Raw genomic sequence first — 16,836 nt, forward strand, 5'->3', positions numbered from 1 at the left:
TTTTAGCCTTATTTTTTTATAATCAAAGCAATTTTTTTATTTTATTTTAAACGGAAATCCGATGCAAAAGCTAGCTGTAAATGAAGCTGCAGAAATTTTAGGCATAACAAAAGAAGCAGTCTATAATAGAATTCGCCGAGGCTCGTTAAAAACAGTCATTGAAAATGGCACAAAATTTGTCATCCTTGATGAGGAGCCAAGTAGCGAAAAATCCACAAAAACCGCCCCAAAAAGCACAAAAACTAAATCTCAAAACGACGAGTTTGTAAGCTATTTGCTAAATGAGCTAAATGAGCTAAAAAGCTTAAATTTAAACTTACAAGCCGATAAAGATAGGCTTTTTAAAGAAAAAGAGCAGATGCTCATCGAGCGCAAAAATGAAATTTTGCAAATTTATAAAGACAGAGACGAGAAGCTCATGCAGTTTCTAAATGCTATGCAAAGGCCACTTTTAGCACCTAAAAACGAAAGTGCCGCAAGCGAAGTTGCGATAGATGCGCAGATAGAGGACGAGTCAAAATGGATAAATTTAAGCGAATATCTAAAGGAGTTAAATTTAAAACCAAAAGCGACAAAAAAGATCAGTGAAAAGATAATAAAAGCGATACATCACTCCAAATTTATCAAATTTAAACGCGGCGTGATACTTGTTAAAAGACATAAAAATTTAAAAGAGTTGATAGGAGAGGTATGAAACACATCAAAAAGATAGCAACTTATGCTGCGGTTGGGGGATTTGGTGCCATTATCATGGCTGGACTTGCTGGTTGTGGAAGCGACGATGGCGGTAACGAAAACGCACTAAATGAAGTTGCGCAAAAAAATGGCGCCTTTGTCATCATCGAAGAGAGCGCACCTGGCGTTTATAAAATCTTAGAAGAGTACCCAAGTACCGAAACTAGGGTCGTGCTAAAAGATATGAACGGCACTGAGCGCGTGCTAAGCAAAGACGAGATCGATAAGCTTCTAGCTCAAGCAAACGCAAAGATCGATAACAACACTTCAAATTTGACAAGAACTAGCGACGCACAGCTAAGTAGCGGCGGACTAAGCCTTGGCGAGACGATCCTTGCCTCAGCAGCTGGCGCGATACTTGGTAGCTGGATAGGCAGTAAGCTCTTTGGCAACCAAAATTTCCAAGCAAATCGCCAAAGCACATATAAAAATCCAAGTGCCTACACAAGAAGTGTGGATAGCTTTAACAAGCAAAAAGCGGCAAATTCTGCTGCAAGAAGCAGTGGTGGCAAGAGTGGATTTTTCGGTGGTGGCTCAAAGTCAGGCTCTAGCTCATCAAGTTTTGGAGGCTGAAAATGATAAATTTAAGAAAAATCACCCCATTAAATAACGAATTTATGGAGAAGATCGGCTTTGCATGGCATACAGATAACGACAACAGCTCGTATATCGCAGATGAGATCGTGCAAGTAAGCGAAAAAGAGGCAAATGCCTACTACGAGGCGGCAAACGAGCTATATGATATGTATGTAAATGCCGCTCAGCACGTGATCGACAACAACCTTTTTCACGAGATAGGCATACCATTTAATCTTGTCGATATCATAAAAAATAGCTGGGAAAATGACGTTCATTGGCACCTTTACGGCAGGTTTGACCTAGCTGGAGGGCTTGATGGTAAGCCTATAAAGCTCATTGAGTTTAACGCCGACACGCCAACGGCAGTTTTTGAGACGGCGATCATCCAGTGGGCGATGCTAAAGCTAAATCACATGGACGAGGCTGCCCAGTTTAACGACCTTTACGAGTCGCTAAAGCAAAATTTCAAACGCCTCATCACGCTTGGCGACGAGGATGCGGACTTTGACGAGCTTTACGAGGGCTGGGGGATACTCTTTAGCAGCATCGCTGGCAGTATCGAGGACGAGCAGACCGTAAAACTACTGCAATACATCGCAAAAGAGGCTGGTTTTGAAACAGACTTTGCCTACGTCGATGAGGTCGTTTTTAACGATGATGAGGGCATTTTTAAAGGCGATGAAAATTTCGAGTATTGGTTCAAGCTGGTCCCTTGGGAGAGCATAGCGATCGATGAGGGCGAGCTGGCTCTCATACTCTCAAACATCGTCAAAAATCAAAAAGCTATCATCATAAATCCAGCCTACACGCTGCTTTTCCAAAGCAAGGGAATTTTAAAAATCCTTTGGGATCTATATCCTAATCACCCGCTCTTGCTTGAGACCTCAAACGAGCCACTAAAAGGCAAAAAATATGTGAAAAAGCCGGTATTTGGCAGAGAAGGCGCAAACGTCTCGATACATGATGAAAACGGCACACAAATAGCAAGCAACGATGGCGAATACGACTCAAACAAAGCCATCTATCAAGAATTTTACGAGTTTAATCAAGATGAGAGGGGCGAGAGCTACCAAGCAGGGGTATTTTACGCTTATGAGGCGTGCGCGCTTGGATATAGAAAGGGCGGCAAAATTTTAGATAACTACTCTAAATTTGTAGGACATTTCATTAAGGATTAAAGATGAAGATCGTTTGTTTAGACGCGGCAACGCTGGGAGAAAACGTTGATCTTAGTGTTTTTAAGAAATTTGGCGAGTTTATCAGCTACCAAAAGACTAAGAGCGATGAGGTCGTGACTCGTCTAAAAGGCGTTGATATCGTCATCACAAACAAGGTCGTCATCGACAAAGCCGTGATGGATGCGCTAAATTTAAAGCTTATCTGCATAAGCGCAACTGGTATGAATAATGTCGATCTAGAGCATGCAAAAGCTAAAAACATAGTCGTTAAAAACGTCGCTGGCTACTCAACTGCAAGCGTCGTGCAGCATACGTTTGCCTTGCTTTTTGAGCTAACAAATCGCATCAAATTTTATGATCACTACGTAAAAAGTGGCGAGTGGGTGAAAAGTGAAATTTTCACCTATCTTGGCGCAGATATCAGCGAGATCGCTGGCAAAGGATTTGGCATCATCGGACTTGGCGAGATAGGACGCGGCGTGGCGGCAGCAGCACGTGCATTTGGCGCTAACGTGAGCTACTACTCGACAAGCGGAGCAAATAAAAATAGCGAGTTTAAGCAAAAAAACCTAGACGAGCTACTAAGAAGCAGCGACATCATCAGTATCCACGCACCACTAGATGAAAAGACTAGAAATTTACTAGGTATAAACGAGATAAATTTACTAAAAGATGATGCGATAGTGCTAAATTTAGGACGTGGCGGCATAGTGGACGAGGCAGCGATGGCAAGAGCGATAGATGAGAGAAACCTGCGTTTTGGCACCGACGTTTTGGAGCGTGAGCCAATGAGCGAGAATAGCCCTTTTCTAAATGTAAAAAAGAAGTCAAATCTACTCATCACGCCGCACGTGGCATGGGGTAGCTTGGAGGCTAGAAAACGGCTAATCTCACTCATAGTTAAAAATATAGAAGAATTTATAAAAGGATAGAAAATGGCAAGCGAGCATAGTTTTGATATAAGTGCCGAGGTCGATATGATGGAGGTTAAAAACGCTCTTGAGACGGCTAAAAAAGAGATCGCAGCAAGGTATGATTTTAAGGGGCTTGCGGCCGAAGTCGAGCTAAATGAAAAAGAGAAATTTATAACGCTTCTTAGCTCAAGCGATAACAAGATCGATGCGCTAAAAGATATAGTGATCTCAAAACTCATCAAGCGCAATATCCCACCAGTTGCGATCACAGAGACAAAAAGAGAGCCAGCGAGCGGGGGAAATTTAAAGGCGACACTAAAACTAAACGATACGCTTGACGGCGAAAACTCAAAAAAGATCACCAAGGCGATCAAAGACTCAAAGATCAAGGTGAGCGCGCAGATCAGGGGCGAAGAGATCAGAGTGACAAGCAAAAACATAGATGATCTGCAGGAGTGTATAAAGCTCGTTAGGGGGCTAAATTTAGAACTCCCGATAAGCTTTAAAAACCTAAAATAACAGCTTCTCGCGAGTGCCTTTAAAGGAGCTAGAAAAATTCTCGCTTCGCAGGCTATATCGCATATTTTCGCTTTATTATGCGTCGTTGATTCAAATTTTTGCTCGGTCATTACCAACTCGGTAACTCCCGTCACAAAAATTTAAATCGCCTCGCCTAATTTTGCGAAATAATTGTGCGAATTTTGTATTTAAAATTTCGCAGGATTTTGGGCTAAATTTGCGCAATTTCGCATGGTTTTCGTGTTTAAATTTGGTAAGTTGCTCGGATAAATTTGTGAAATTTGGCATGATTTTATATCTAAAATTTGGCGTATTCGTGAATGAAATTTCGCCTTATAGTTTTATTTAAATTTGATCTATATAAATTCTAAAAAGGAGTAAAAATGGGCTTTTTTGAAAAAATTCTTGGCAAGCAAATAGATCTTGGCGAGCAGATGCCGATCTATTTTGTAAGTAGCGACGAAGACTATATGCAGCGCGCATTTGAGCAAGCCATAGAGAGCTTTAAGTATTTTTGGCGTGAGCTTTACTGGGAGCGCCGCAGGATCGCACCTATGCTTGATTATGCGATGGTAAAAATTTGCTTTTTAGACGTCATAAATGGCGAAGAGGTGGGCGAACACATGTGGATAAATGACGTTGAATTTGACGGAGAGACGATATATGGCACGCTCGTAAATGAGCCAGATAGCGTGCAAAACGTCAAAGTTGGCGATCAAATAAGCGCAAAATTTACCGATATGAGCGACTGGCTTTTTGCCATTGGCGGACGCGCTTATGGCGGCTTTAGCGTGCAGGCGATGCGCTCACGCATGCAAAAAGATGAGCTAGCCGAGCATGACGCGGCTTGGGGGCTTGATTTTGGCGATTTTAAAGACATTTTGGTAGTTTTCGAGCAAAAAGAGCATCCAGAAAATTTGATAGAGCATCCGATGAGCAAAAATATGCGTGGCCAGGTGGAGCAGTATATAAAAGCGCATCCAAGCATGGTCACAGACACCGACGAGCTTGGCTTTACGCAGCTTCACCACGAGGCACTTGCTGGGAATTTAACGATCGTAAATCTCTTGCTAGAAAATGGCGCTAATAAAAACGCCCGCACAAAAAGTGGCAAAACCGCAGCTGAACTTGCTAAGCAAATAGGCTGGAGCGAAATCGCAAAGGTGCTTAAATAGCATTTCGTGTAAATTTTTAGGATTTAAATTTGAGTTACCAAGATATTTTAGATGAAAAAGATGAGAGCGTTAAAAACGCTAAGAAATTTGTAAATTTTATAAAGGCAAATTTTTCAAACTGTGAGATAAGAAGCAGCAAACAAGCGCGTTTGATCGCTCTTTTAAACGAAGAAAACGACCTTTTTGACAGGCTAAATAGGACAAATTTTACTGAAGTTTCAAAAAGGCTCGGCGAGATAAAAGAGCAGATCACTCTTGTCATTTTGGATATCAAAGATGAGATTATAAAGGACTTTGGCAAGCAAAACTATGAAATTTACAAAAAGGCGCTCTCAAGAGATCCAGAGGAGCTTGAAAAGGTCAAAAATGAGCTGCTTTTAAACTCATTTTTTGAGAGCCGTCTTGGCGAGCACTCGGCAAATTTAAAGGCAAATTTCATAAAAGAGTGCGCTATAAATTTCTTCAAGCACTCAAATTTCATCGTCCCAGTCGTCAGCATGCTTTGCTACTTTTTGTATTTTGGCTTTGTGATCGGCTATTTTCCGAGTTTAGACAGCTCAGAGATGATATTTACAGGTATCTTGCTATTTTGCGCGACCGCGATCGTGACGGCTTTTGAGATCGCTATCTTGGTCTTTGTCTCCTATCTTTACCAAAATGATGATAAAAAATATAAATTTAAAAAGCCAAAATTTCTATTTTTTTATAGCTCAAATTTCATCTATTTTTTAACGCTCATCTCATTTGCCATTTTAGCCTTTGCGGCATTCAAGCTAAACTACGGCTGGGGTGCCATTTTATCGCTACTTTTGCTCTCTTATGCTGGGGTAAATTTGGCAGTTTTCTTTAAAGATAGATCAAATTTCATCATCTATCTTTTGTCATTTCTCATGCTTTTGCTCTTTATAATTTCGGTTGTCGTCTCAGAAAATGGCGGATTTTTGGCACTTTGGATACTCTTTTGCTCGTTTATGCTCTCTTTTATGCTGGGCGTTGCGAGCATCAAAGAGACAAAGGACTTTTCATTTGTTTTTTACGCCGCACTTTCGCTTATGATCGTTTCAAACTCGCTTTTGTTTATCAAATACACAGCAAAAACCTTTAATATAGGCGATGTGGATTATAAATTTTTGCTTGTGGATAAAAGTGCGTTAAAGGCGCTACCTAGCTCACTTTGTGAGGCAAAAGGCAAAGAGCAAACGCCTTGCGAGATAGATGAAAAGGCGGTTAAAATTTATGACGTGAAGTCACTTTGCAATATCGGTAAATTTTACTACTTGCAGACAAAAGACGGAGTGAAATTTGAGCTTGACTCAAGCAAGGTCATCTCAAGAGTAAAAGAGTAAGTAGGCTAAGCTTAAATTTATAGAGCAAAAGCGAGCTAGATATGTAAAAATCGCAGGTTTGTAAAAATAGAAAATTCAAAAAATGATTGCATTTTTTACTCAAAATTTACGTTAATGCAAGGCTAAATTTATTAAAATTTGGCTATCCTAATGGACTAAATTAAAATTAACTTATTTAAGGCGATTAATTATGATTTTTAAAAATATCATTGAGAGTTTTGCTGTAAATTACGCTCATAATTCTATACAAAAATCGCTATATAACGAATTTAACATAGACATTTTAAACACGACTTACGCCAAAACTCCAAAAAAAGACAAAAAGTACATGCTCTACGCTCACGTGCCGTTTTGTCACACATTTTGCCCGTATTGCTCGTTTCACAAGTACCACTACGAGCAGGAGCTTGCGAAAATTTACTTTGAAAATTTACGCGAGGAGATGAGGCAGATAAAGGAGGCTGGTTTTGACTTTGACTCGCTTTATGTGGGCGGTGGCACGACGCTTATAAACGAGCCAGAGCTTGAAAAAACGCTAAAACTCGCAAAAGATCTCTTTAGCATAGAGGACATCTCAGCAGAGAGCGACCCAAATCACATTTCGCCAGAGAGTCTAGGCCGTTTTGATGGGCTCATCAACCGCTTAAGCGTAGGAGTGCAAAGCTTTGATGATGAGACTTTAAAAAGAGTTGGCAGATATGATAAATTTGGCTCAGCCAAGGAGACAAAAAGAAAGATAGAGCAGGCTATCGGCAAGATACCAGTCATCAGCCTAGATCTCATCTTTAACCTGCCAAATCAAACAAAAGAGCAGCTAATAAACGACATAAACACTGCAAAATCAATATCTCCGCAGCAAATCACCTTCTATCCGCTCATGAAATCAGAGCTAACAAGAGAGAACATCGCTCGCGCACTTGGCGTCTCAAACGTCGATAATGAGCGCGAATTTTACGAGATTATCGTGAGTGAATTTGCTAAGGGCGGATATAGACAAAGCAACGCATGGGCGTTTTCAAATGAAAAAAGCGCAGACCTTCGCGACGAATATGTAGGCTCAAATTTAGAGTACGTGGGCGTAGGTAGCGGGGCGTTTAGCTTCCTTGACGGCCAGCTTGTGATAAATGCCTTTAACCTACTTGACTACGGCAGAAAGGTCAAAGAAAGACAAAGCCCAGTCATCGCAAAATGCGCATTTAGCAAAAAAGAGAGACTAAAATATACATTTTTAACAAGGCTTTTTGACGGTGCCGTCGATATCAAAAGCTACAACGAGCAAAACGATGCAAATATCAACAAAGACCTATTTGTCGAGCTTAGCTTGCTAAAACTTGTAAATGCGATCTACGAAGAAAATGGCGTTATCAAGCCAACATTTTTTGGCAAATATATCTGCGTCGTGCTAATGCGTGACTTCTACGCTGGTATGGACAAGGTTCGCGCGATATTTAAGGATGACGCGAAGATCAAACGCAGCAAGGTGCTTCACATCATGAGTGAAAATACTGAGCAAAAATTTGATCAAAACATCATCCAGCCACGTGCTGCCATGTAATGCTTGCGAATTTAATAAAAAGCAATCTTTTTTCAATAATCAAAATAGTGATCCTGACGCTTGCCTTTAGCGGACTTGGCGTCTGGACGCTCTCTTTTATCAACAACGAACTTGTAAATTTAAAAGAATTTGACGCCTTTGTGGCGGTTAAATTTATAGCGGTTTTGCTCCTCTTTTTTCTAAGCGCCATAGCTGCAAACATCTCACTTACAAATTTTGGACATAAATTTATCTATGAGCTTAGATATCAAAGCGTAAAGCAAATTTTAGACACGCCAAATAGCGTGATAAACGAGATCGGCAAGGCAAAGATCATAGCAAGTCTAAACAATGACATAAAAACGATCACATTTGCCTTTATGAGTGCTACTGGCTTTATACAAAGCCTAGTTTTCATCATTTGTGCTAGCTTTTATCTAGCCTACATCGCGCCAAAAGTCTTTTTATTTTTAGCCGTTTGGATCGGTGCGACGCTTTTTATAAACACGCTTTTGATGAAAAAGATCCACTTTTACTTTAAAGACTCAAGGACGCAAGATGACGCACTGCAAAGGCACTATGACGACATCGTTGAAGGGCATAGAGAGCTTAGTCTAAACAGAGCAAGAGCACAAATTTGCTTTGATGAGCTAAATTTGACAGGCGATAAGAAGCGCCAAAGCATGGTAAAGGCTGACGTATTTCACGCACTAAGTGATAATTTCACAAACGTGATGCTGCTTGGCGCAGTCGGACTTTGCGTATTTTTATGCGTGGCATTTGGCTGGGCGAGCCTGCAAACAGCACTTAGCATAAGCCTTACGATACTATTTTTAAGAGGCTCATTTATGAGTATGGTGGGCTCCATACCAGCCGCACTTAGCGCAAAAGTGAGCTTAGAAAAGATCATGAGTTTAAATTTAAATGAATTTAAAGAGGGCTTTAAATTTGACGATAGTCTAAGCGATGAGTGGCGAAGCATCAGGCTAAAGGATCTGAATTTCAACTACGACCACGGCAAATTTAGCCTAAAAGATGTAAATTTAGAGATCAAACGCGGCGAGATAACATTTATCATCGGTAAAAATGGCAGCGGCAAAAGCACGCTTATAAACATCCTTTGCGGACTTATCCGCCCAAGCAGCGGCGAAATTTACCTTGATAGCACAAAGATAGATGATGCAAATTTACAAAGCTATCAAGCAAAGATAAGCGCTATTTTTGCTGATTTCTATCTATTTTCGCAAACGCTCTGTCGTGATGGCTTTGCCAGCCAAAGCGATATAGAGGGGCTCTTGGCTCTGCTTGAGATAGATAAAAAGGTAAGTATCATTGATAATAAGCTTAGCACCACGCAGCTCTCAACCGGTCAGAGAAAGCGCCTAAGCTTGTTAATAGCCATCTTAGAGCACCGCTCTATCCTTATCCTTGATGAGTGGGCGGCCGATCAAGACCCATTATTCAAGCGTAAATTTTATAAAGAAATTTTGCCGTTTTTGCAAAGCAAAGGCATAAGCGTCATCGCCGTAAGCCACGACGATAGCTACTTTGATGTGGCAACTAGGATCATTTTAGTAAAAGATGGTTTTGTGCGTGAGCTTGATGAAATAGAGCGCATAAGTGCCGCAAAAGACGCCGTAGAAAAGATAAAATAAGAGTATTTTTTACACAAAAAGAGATTCGAGTGCGCTACTCTTGAGCTATTTCAAGATCAAATAAATTTAAATTTAGTAGAATTTTCAAAAATTAAAAAAGGCGAAGTATGTCACACTCAGAGCTTGACAGCACCTATCTTGGCGCTTTTATCATACTTTTGTTAGCTACTTGTTCATTTAGTCTGATAACATTTTTATCTTCAAAGATAAGCAAAAAGCTAGCCAACCGCAACACTGAGCGCTTAAAAGTTGGCTTTTACGAGTGCGGACCGACAACCGTAAAACAGCCAAATAAGATAAATATCCACTACTTTTTTTATGGAATTTTATTTATTTTATTTGACGTTGAGGTCATTTTTATGTATCCGTGGGCGGTGGATTTTAGGCTGCTTGGGCTATTTGGGCTAATAGAAATGCTACTTTTTGTAGTGATCTTACTCATCGGCTTTGCCTACGCTTGGCAAAAAGGAGTCTTTAAATGGCAAAGCATCAGATAAACTACGCTGCAAATGGCGGTCTGCCAGTCGTTTTAACGACCGTTGATAAGCTCGTGCAGTGGGGCAGGAGCAACTCGCTTTGGGCGCTTAGCTACGGGCTTGCATGCTGTGCGATCGAGATGATGGCAAGTGGCGCTAGCAGATATGACTTTGATAGATTTGGCACTATTTTTAGGGCTAGTCCAAGGCACTCGGAGGTGATGATCATAGCTGGCACGCTAACTAAAAAGCACGCTGAATTTACAAGGCGCCTTTACGATCAGATGCCTGAGCCAAAGTGGGTTATCTCGATGGGTAGCTGCGCAAACACTGGGGGTATGTTTAACACCTATTCAACCGTTCAAGGTGTAGATCGCATAATCCCTGTTGATATCTACATCCCAGGCTGTGCCCCGCGCCCAGAGACGCTTCAGTACGCACTTATGATGCTTCAAAAAAAGATAAGAAAACAAAGTGCATTTAGGGCGCAAAAGCCAAGAAAGCTTGAGATATGAGAGAGTATAAGCTAAAAAACGACCTGCAAAAAAGGCAGTACTACAGTGAGAAATTTTATATCGCTAAAGAGACGCCAAAAGAAGCAGTAAGTGGTTCTAAATTTGACGAAGAACTCGCTGTTTTAGAGCGAAGCGGAGTGCAAATTTTATCTAGCTACGTGGAGTTTGACCAACTTGTTCTCTACGTAAATTCAAGTGAAAATTTTAAAGCGCTTGAAACGTTAAAGGGCTTTGGCTACGAGCAGCTTTGTGAGCTTGCGGCGGTTGATTATATAGCGCAAAAAGGCGGATACGAGGTCTTTTATCAGCTTTTAAGTGTTAGCAAAAATAGGCGCACGCGAGTAAAATGCTTTGTCAAAAAAGACGAAATGCTAAAAAGCGTTTGCGAGCTTTATAAAAGCGCAAACTGGGCGGAGCGCGAGATGTATGATCTAAGCGGCGTTCTCATCAAAGATCATCCAAACTTAAAGCGCCTCATCATGCCTGATGACTGGCACTCGCACCCGCTTTTAAAGAGCTACCCGCTAGTTGGCGACGAGGCTGCTAAATGGTACGAGGTGGATAAAATTTTTGGGCGTGAGTTTAGAGAGCAGATCGGCGAAGAGAACCGCGACCCAGCCTTTGTCGATGAGAAAGATACCTTTGGATTTTCAAGAGTGTTTGACGAAAATGAAGAGTACGAGTATCAAGAAGAAGGCGGCGTGAGATTTGTCAAAAAGGCTAAATTTAACCAAAGCCAGATAGTAAAGGAAAGACCTTGAGCCAAGCACCAAACCGCTTAAAACCATTTTTTGAAAATTTAGAATTTGAGCAAAATGACGGCAAGATGATACTAAATTTTGGCCCGCAGCACCCAAGTGCTCATGGACAGCTAAAGCTCGTGCTTGAGCTTGACGGAGAAAAGGTCGTGCGTGCGATGCCAGAGGTTGGCTTTATGCACCGAGGTGTTGAAAAGATGGCTGAAAATATGACCTATCAGGAATTTATCCCAGTGACTGACAGGGTCGATTACATCGCATCAAGTGCCAATAACTACGCATTTTGCGCGGCTGTGGAGAAGCTTTGCGCTATAGAAGTGCCTCGCCGTGCGCAGATCATTAGAGTGATGCTTTTAGAGCTAAATCGCATCAGCTCGCACCTTTTGTTTTTAGCCACACACGCCCTTGACGTGGGGGCAATGAGCGTCTTTTTATACGCATTTAGAGAGCGCGAATATGTCCTTGATCTCATAGAAAAATACTGCGGCGCAAGGCTAACTCATAGCTCCATAAGGATCGGTGGCGTGCCGCTTGATCTGCCTGATGGCTGGTGCGAGGAGCTGCTTAAATTTTGCGAGAAATTTCCAAGCGACATCACGCTTTACGAAGATCTACTAAGTGAAAATAGAATTTGGCAAGCAAGGCTAATAGACGTGGGCGTAGTTAGCAAAGAGCTAGCCCTTAGTAGCGGCTGCTCTGGCGTCATGCTAAGAGCAAGTGGCATCGCGCGCGACATCAGAAAAGAAGAGCCGTATCTCATCTATGACGAGCTAGAATTTGACGTGCCTTACGCCACCAAGGGCGACTGCTACGCAAGATACCTACTTTATATGAAAGAGATGCGCGAGTGCGTGAAAATTTTAAAGCAGTGCGTTAGCAAGTATCAGACAAGTAGTCCAGCCATCATCGCCGACGCGCCAGAGTATGTGAGCGCTTCAAAAGAGCAGATAATGAGCCAAAACTACTCACTAATGCAGCATTTTGTGCTGATAACTCAGGGGCTAAAGCCACCAAAGGGCGAAATTTACTTTGCTAGTGAGTCGCCAAAGGGCGAGCTTGGAATTTATATAAACTCAGATGGCAGCGCAAGCCCGTACCGCCTAAAAATTCGCACGCCAAGCTTTTGGCACTGCGCTATTTATGAAGATATGCTAGTTGGGCAGTATGTGGCAGACGTGGCTGCGATAATTGGCAGCACAAATATCATCTTAGGCGAGGTTGATAGATGAGAAGGGTCGATCTTAGGCATCTAAAGGGCGAGTTTTTGAGCGCTCTTGGGCAGCAGATAAAGGTGAGCGAGCCAGACGAAGTGGTGATATTTTTGTTTGAGATAGGTGATTACAGCGGTGTAACAAAGGCCGTAAATTTGGCTTATAACCTAAACTGCGAGGTGATGAACTCGCTTAAATTTAACCAAGTTGATTGGGCATTAACGATAAAAAAAGGCAAGATATGAAATTTAATGATCTAATAGCAGGCAAGAGCCTAAGTATCGCAAATTTACTAAGTTTGAGCGACAAAAATTTAGCAAAAAAGATAAAAGAGCACGAGTTTAAATACATCTCATGCTTTGAAGATAGCGAGCTTGGCAGTAAAAATTTGATCCGCTGCGAGATAGGATCGATAAGCTATGTCTTAGCGCTTCTTTGTAAGTATGCAAATTTGGTGCAAAATGAGTTTTTTGACGAGCTTGATGATGGGCTGATAAGTGGTGAGTGCAACGTGGGCGAGGAGGAGTTTGAGGAGCTTGGCGAGTGGATAAAGGACGTTAAAAACGTGATCATAGATGACTCTTTTTTTACTCATCCAGACAAAGATGCGATCTTTTGGCTGCTTGAAATTTTAGGCAAAAATGTCGTCTTAGCAGGCGGCGAAGTGAGAGAATTTACAGCAGGCGGCGAAGTTGGCGAGCTAAGAGAGCTTGACAATTTTGACGGAGCGGTCGTCTATCTAAACAAAAACGCAAGCGACGAGATCGTGGGCGGCGTGCAGTTTGGCATAGTGGCAAAGGCAAAGGATGGCGAAATTTTAAATTTAAAGGCAAAAGACTTTAGCGTGAGAGCTAAATTTAAGCTAGATCCAACGCTAAAAGGCACGGTTGCCCTGCTTGGCGCAAAAGAGTTTGATGGATATGCATTTAAACAAGTAGTAGTTAGCAAATGAAAATCACTATAAACGATCAAATTTTAGAGGCAAACGAGGGCGAGAGCATCCTAAACATCGCAAGGGCAAATGGCATCTACATCCCTGCGCTTTGCTACCTTAACGGCTGCTCGCCAACGCTTGCTTGCAGGCTTTGCATGGTCGAGGCAAACGGCAAAGTGGTCTATAGCTGCAACGCCAAAGCCAAAGAGGATATGCAAATTTACACAAATACGCCAGAGATCGCTGCCGAGCGAAATGCGATCATGCAGACTTACTGCGTCAATCACCCCCTTCAATGTGGCGTTTGCGACAAAAGTGGCGAGTGTGAATTACAAAATTTAACGGCGCATTTAAATGTAAATGAGCAAAGCTTTGCCATTACAGACACTCACAAACCGCACAAAAAATGGGGGCTAATAAACTACGATCCAGCTCTTTGCGTGGTTTGCGAGAGGTGCGTGACGGTCTGTAAAGATAAGATCGGCGAGAGTGCGCTAAAAACGGTGCCAAGAGGCGTTGAAGTGCCAAAAGAGCTAAAAGAGAGCATGCCAAAAGATGCCTACGCCGTCTTTAGCAAGATGCAAAAGAGCCTAATTGGCCCAAGCGCTGGCGAAAGCTTAGACTGCTCATTTTGTGGTGAGTGCATTAGCGTTTGCCCTGTTGGCGCGCTTGTTAGCTCAAATTTTCAGTATAGCTCAAACATCTGGGAGCTAAGCCGTGTCCCAGCGGCAAATCCGCACCAAAGCGACTGCGAACTCATTTTTTATGACGTAAAAGAAAAAAACACTAGCGATAGAAGCAAGCAAATTTACCGCGTTAGCAACGACTTTCACTTTGGCGAGATCAGCGGTGCGGCTAGGTTTGGCTACGACTTTCACAACGAAAATGCCCGTAAAAATGAGGCGAAATTTAATGAGCTAGTCTTAAATTTTAAAAACGGCAACATAAAAAATATAAAATTTAATAGCTTCATAACAAATGAAGAGGCGCTTATTTTGGAGCGCTTGAGAGAGAAATTTGATCTAAATTTATTAAACGATGAGGCTTTTAAATTTCAAAATTTCTTAAATATTTTTAGCAAATTTAGCGGCCTTAGCTCATATAACGCAGACTATGAGAGCCTAAAAAATAGCGACTTTATCATCACGGCTGGCAGCTTCTTGCGCCACGAGAGCCCAGCTACTAGCTATAAGCTAAATAACGCCCTTAAAATGAATAAAGCTGCTGGAATTTACTTTCATCACATCGCTGATGAGGTGGTGAAGAAATTTTCAAAGAATTTCGCCTGTGTGAGCTATGAGGCTGGCAAATTGGAGCAAATTTTACTCTTTGTGCTTAAAAACTGGGGTGAAAATTTACCTAGTGCGCTTGGGGCTAGACTTGAAAAATTTGAAGAGAGCTTTGGCTTAGAGATAGCCGCCCTCTGCGAAGGCAAGGCTAAATTTACGCTCATTTTGGGTAGTGACTTTTACGCTCATGAAAATGCAAATTCACTTGCAGCCCTTGCTGGAGTGATCGCAAGAGCTACGCCATTTCATGTGATGCTCATACCGCCTCGCACGAATTCGCTTGGCGTGGCAAAAATTTGTACGCTTTCACACGAGAAAAAGCCTGGCAAGACGCTAGGATACAATGAAATGGGCGAGTTTAAATTTAGCATCTTTGAGGGCGACCTTGACGCTGGTGCGCTAAATCAGCAAGAGGGCACATTTACAAGCATAAATAACGAAGTAGTGCCGACAAATGCGGCTTTGACTCATAATGGCTACTTCTTAAACGATATCGCAAATGCGCTTGGGCTAGTGGCTAAAAATACGATTGATTACACTATGCAGCTGCCAAAAGAGAAGGGATACAGGGGCGTTAAATTTGATGATTTAGAAAATTTTTACGCAAATGACGGCACAAGCCACAGAGGCTACAAGCTTGAAATTTCAAATTTCACGCCAAAAGAGGACGTAGAGCTACTTTTTAAAGAGAAAAATGAGCTAAATTTAAAAGAGGACGAAGCGCTAATAAGCCTTGCAAATCCTATAAATTTGCCATCGTTTTTTGCAAACTATGCCAGTCAGACAGCTAAACGCGCAGTGCTTTACGCAAGCAGCGAGTTTATGGCTAAATTTGAAATTTCACAAAATAAAGCTGTCATTTTAGAAAAAAATGGGCAAAAGCTTGCCATTTGCGTGGAGCTTGATAGCGAGCTAGGAGGCGTGGCAACCTATCTTGGCGACTACGATGATAAGCTTGATGTAGGCGCCATTTTTGAGGGCAAGAGTTACGCAAGCGTAAAAATAATAAAGGCAGAGAATGAGTGAAATGCTATTTTTTGTGATAACAACTATTGTTAAAGCAGTCGTCATCTTGGCCGTCATGGCTAGCCTTGCAGGGCTTGCGACTTATGCTGAGAGAAAGGTGCTAGCCTACATGCAGCGCCGCGTGGGACCTGATATGGTAGGGCCTGCTGGCGTGCTTCAGATCGTGGCTGACATGATAAAGCTCTTTACAAAAGAGGATATCGTCCCAGCAAATGCAAATAAATTTATCTTTCTAATAGCCCCTCTAATCTCTGCTATCGCGGCATTTGCAGCGCTTGCGCCCGTGCCATTTTTGCCAGAGTTTGAGGTTTTTGGGCATACGATTAGACCGATACTTGCAGATATAAACGTGGGCGTTTTGTATATCGCTGGCGTGGCAGCAGTTTGCGTCTTTTCGCCACTTGCAGCAGGCCTTGCAAGCTACAATAAATTTGCACTAATCAGCGCCGCTCGCGCAGTCGTATCGCTTCTTAGCTTCGAAGTGGTCGCTGGCATGGCACTTTTAAGCGTTGTCATGGTGACTAGCTCGCTCTCGTTAGTTGATATAAACAACTACCAAAAAGGCATATTTAACTGGCTCATCTTCAAGCAGCCCCTTGCTTTCGTGCTTTTCGTGATGGCAAGCTTTGTGGAGTGCAACAGAACGCCATTTTGCCTAACAGAAAACGAGACCGAGATCGTGGCAGGCTACGGCACCGAATATAGCGGCATGAGATGGGCGATGTTTTTTATCGGCGAATACACAAATATGATCGCAGCAAGCATCATCATAACGCTCCTATTTTTAGGCGGTTTTAACGAGTTTTTATTTATCCCGGGTGCTTTGATGATCATTTTAAAATCAAGCCTAGTCTTTTTCTTTTTTCTCTGGACGAGGGCGTCGTGGCCGCATCTAAGGGTCGATCAGCTTAGCATGCTTTGCTGGAAAATTTTGCTTCCGCTTGGCATCTTAAATGTCGTAATCACCGGCTTTGCACTACTTATCTAAGGCG

At 42.2% G+C, this 16,836-nt stretch carries 17 protein-coding genes; all 17 read left to right on the forward strand.

Annotation, left to right across the window (positions count from 1 at the left end):
* Positions 1-61: 61 nt before the first annotated feature.
* The gene (locus tag MTT09_RS01370; protein WP_429802108.1) at positions 62-694 is read left to right on the forward strand and encodes a DNA-binding protein; all 633 of its coding nucleotides are present in this window, start codon (positions 62-64) and stop codon (positions 692-694) included.
* The gene (locus MTT09_RS01375) at positions 691-1,308 is read left to right on the forward strand and encodes a UPF0323 family lipoprotein (RefSeq protein WP_004318051.1); all 618 of its coding nucleotides are present in this window, start codon (positions 691-693) and stop codon (positions 1,306-1,308) included. The genes MTT09_RS01370 and MTT09_RS01375 overlap by 4 nt, the downstream gene beginning before the upstream one ends.
* Before the next feature lie 2 nt (positions 1,309-1,310).
* On the forward strand, positions 1,311-2,492 hold the full coding sequence (locus MTT09_RS01380; RefSeq protein ID WP_429802110.1) for a glutathionylspermidine synthase family protein: 1,182 nt from the start codon (positions 1,311-1,313) through the stop codon (positions 2,490-2,492).
* 2 nt (positions 2,493-2,494) lie between these two features.
* Positions 2,495-3,424: a D-2-hydroxyacid dehydrogenase gene (locus tag MTT09_RS01385; protein WP_429802112.1), complete on the forward strand. Its 930-nt coding sequence runs from the start codon at positions 2,495-2,497 to the stop codon at positions 3,422-3,424.
* A 3-nt stretch (positions 3,425-3,427) separates the two neighbouring features.
* A complete protein-coding gene (locus tag MTT09_RS01390; RefSeq protein WP_021086329.1) occupies positions 3,428-3,925 on the forward strand; it encodes a YajQ family cyclic di-GMP-binding protein in 498 nt (165 codons plus the stop codon).
* Positions 3,926-4,308: 383 nt separating this feature from the next.
* Positions 4,309-5,100 (forward strand): DUF2314 domain-containing protein, encoded by a 792-nt coding sequence (locus MTT09_RS01395; RefSeq protein ID WP_429802114.1) that lies wholly within the window; start codon positions 4,309-4,311, stop codon positions 5,098-5,100.
* Positions 5,101-5,129: 29 nt separating this feature from the next.
* Positions 5,130-6,446: a hypothetical protein gene (locus MTT09_RS01400; protein WP_429802116.1), complete on the forward strand. Its 1,317-nt coding sequence runs from the start codon at positions 5,130-5,132 to the stop codon at positions 6,444-6,446.
* A 190-nt stretch (positions 6,447-6,636) separates the two neighbouring features.
* The gene (locus tag MTT09_RS01405) at positions 6,637-8,001 is read left to right on the forward strand and encodes a coproporphyrinogen III oxidase family protein (RefSeq protein WP_429802118.1); all 1,365 of its coding nucleotides are present in this window, start codon (positions 6,637-6,639) and stop codon (positions 7,999-8,001) included.
* Positions 8,001-9,635 (forward strand): multidrug ABC transporter permease/ATP-binding protein, encoded by a 1,635-nt coding sequence (locus MTT09_RS01410; protein WP_429802120.1) that lies wholly within the window; start codon positions 8,001-8,003, stop codon positions 9,633-9,635. Before MTT09_RS01405 ends, MTT09_RS01410 begins: the two co-directional genes overlap by 1 nt.
* 107 nt (positions 9,636-9,742) lie before the next feature.
* Complete coding sequence (locus MTT09_RS01415; protein ID WP_004318039.1) at positions 9,743-10,132, forward strand: NAD(P)H-quinone oxidoreductase subunit 3; 390 nt, start codon at positions 9,743-9,745, stop codon at positions 10,130-10,132.
* On the forward strand, positions 10,114-10,626 hold the full coding sequence (locus tag MTT09_RS01420) for a NuoB/complex I 20 kDa subunit family protein (RefSeq protein WP_012001120.1): 513 nt from the start codon (positions 10,114-10,116) through the stop codon (positions 10,624-10,626). The genes MTT09_RS01415 and MTT09_RS01420 overlap by 19 nt, the downstream gene beginning before the upstream one ends.
* Positions 10,623-11,387 (forward strand): NADH-quinone oxidoreductase subunit C, encoded by a 765-nt coding sequence (locus MTT09_RS01425; RefSeq protein ID WP_429802122.1) that lies wholly within the window; start codon positions 10,623-10,625, stop codon positions 11,385-11,387. The genes MTT09_RS01420 and MTT09_RS01425 overlap by 4 nt, the downstream gene beginning before the upstream one ends.
* A complete protein-coding gene (nuoD, locus tag MTT09_RS01430) occupies positions 11,384-12,613 on the forward strand; it encodes an NADH dehydrogenase (quinone) subunit D (RefSeq protein ID WP_002942445.1) in 1,230 nt (409 codons plus the stop codon). Before MTT09_RS01425 ends, nuoD begins: the two co-directional genes overlap by 4 nt.
* Positions 12,610-12,840 (forward strand): NADH-ubiquinone oxidoreductase subunit E family protein, encoded by a 231-nt coding sequence (locus tag MTT09_RS01435; RefSeq protein ID WP_429802124.1) that lies wholly within the window; start codon positions 12,610-12,612, stop codon positions 12,838-12,840. Before nuoD ends, MTT09_RS01435 begins: the two co-directional genes overlap by 4 nt.
* Complete coding sequence (locus MTT09_RS01440) at positions 12,837-13,547, forward strand: hypothetical protein (protein WP_429802126.1); 711 nt, start codon at positions 12,837-12,839, stop codon at positions 13,545-13,547. Before MTT09_RS01435 ends, MTT09_RS01440 begins: the two co-directional genes overlap by 4 nt.
* Positions 13,544-15,844, forward strand: a complete 2,301-nt coding sequence (locus MTT09_RS01445) for an NADH-quinone oxidoreductase subunit G (protein WP_429802128.1) — start codon at positions 13,544-13,546, stop codon at positions 15,842-15,844. The genes MTT09_RS01440 and MTT09_RS01445 overlap by 4 nt, the downstream gene beginning before the upstream one ends.
* Positions 15,837-16,832 (forward strand): NADH-quinone oxidoreductase subunit NuoH, encoded by a 996-nt coding sequence (nuoH, locus tag MTT09_RS01450; protein ID WP_021086290.1) that lies wholly within the window; start codon positions 15,837-15,839, stop codon positions 16,830-16,832. The genes MTT09_RS01445 and nuoH overlap by 8 nt, the downstream gene beginning before the upstream one ends.
* The last annotated feature ends 4 nt before the right edge of the window (positions 16,833-16,836 follow it).

Source organism: Campylobacter concisus, assembly GCF_050447505.1.
Lineage (GTDB): Bacteria > Campylobacterota > Campylobacteria > Campylobacterales > Campylobacteraceae > Campylobacter_A > Campylobacter_A concisus_BP.

Bases quoted from the DNA above. Each gene is read 5' to 3' on its own strand.
- MTT09_RS01370 (WP_429802108.1), top strand. From the start codon at position 62: ATGCAAAAGCTAGCTGTAAATGAAGCTGCAGAAATTTTAGGCATAACA.
- MTT09_RS01375 (WP_004318051.1), top strand. From the start codon at position 691: ATGAAACACATCAAAAAGATAGCAACTTATGCTGCGGTTGGGGGATTT.
- MTT09_RS01380 (WP_429802110.1), top strand. From the start codon at position 1,311: ATGATAAATTTAAGAAAAATCACCCCATTAAATAACGAATTTATGGAG.
- MTT09_RS01385 (WP_429802112.1), top strand. From the start codon at position 2,495: ATGAAGATCGTTTGTTTAGACGCGGCAACGCTGGGAGAAAACGTTGAT.
- MTT09_RS01390 (WP_021086329.1), top strand. From the start codon at position 3,428: ATGGCAAGCGAGCATAGTTTTGATATAAGTGCCGAGGTCGATATGATG.
- MTT09_RS01395 (WP_429802114.1), top strand. From the start codon at position 4,309: ATGGGCTTTTTTGAAAAAATTCTTGGCAAGCAAATAGATCTTGGCGAG.
- MTT09_RS01405 (WP_429802118.1), top strand. From the start codon at position 6,637: ATGATTTTTAAAAATATCATTGAGAGTTTTGCTGTAAATTACGCTCAT.
- MTT09_RS01410 (WP_429802120.1), top strand. From the start codon at position 8,001: ATGCTTGCGAATTTAATAAAAAGCAATCTTTTTTCAATAATCAAAATA.
- MTT09_RS01415 (WP_004318039.1), top strand. From the start codon at position 9,743: ATGTCACACTCAGAGCTTGACAGCACCTATCTTGGCGCTTTTATCATA.
- MTT09_RS01420 (WP_012001120.1), top strand. From the start codon at position 10,114: ATGGCAAAGCATCAGATAAACTACGCTGCAAATGGCGGTCTGCCAGTC.
- MTT09_RS01425 (WP_429802122.1), top strand. From the start codon at position 10,623: ATGAGAGAGTATAAGCTAAAAAACGACCTGCAAAAAAGGCAGTACTAC.
- MTT09_RS01435 (WP_429802124.1), top strand. From the start codon at position 12,610: ATGAGAAGGGTCGATCTTAGGCATCTAAAGGGCGAGTTTTTGAGCGCT.
- MTT09_RS01440 (WP_429802126.1), top strand. From the start codon at position 12,837: ATGAAATTTAATGATCTAATAGCAGGCAAGAGCCTAAGTATCGCAAAT.
- MTT09_RS01445 (WP_429802128.1), top strand. From the start codon at position 13,544: ATGAAAATCACTATAAACGATCAAATTTTAGAGGCAAACGAGGGCGAG.
- nuoH (WP_021086290.1), top strand. From the start codon at position 15,837: ATGAGTGAAATGCTATTTTTTGTGATAACAACTATTGTTAAAGCAGTC.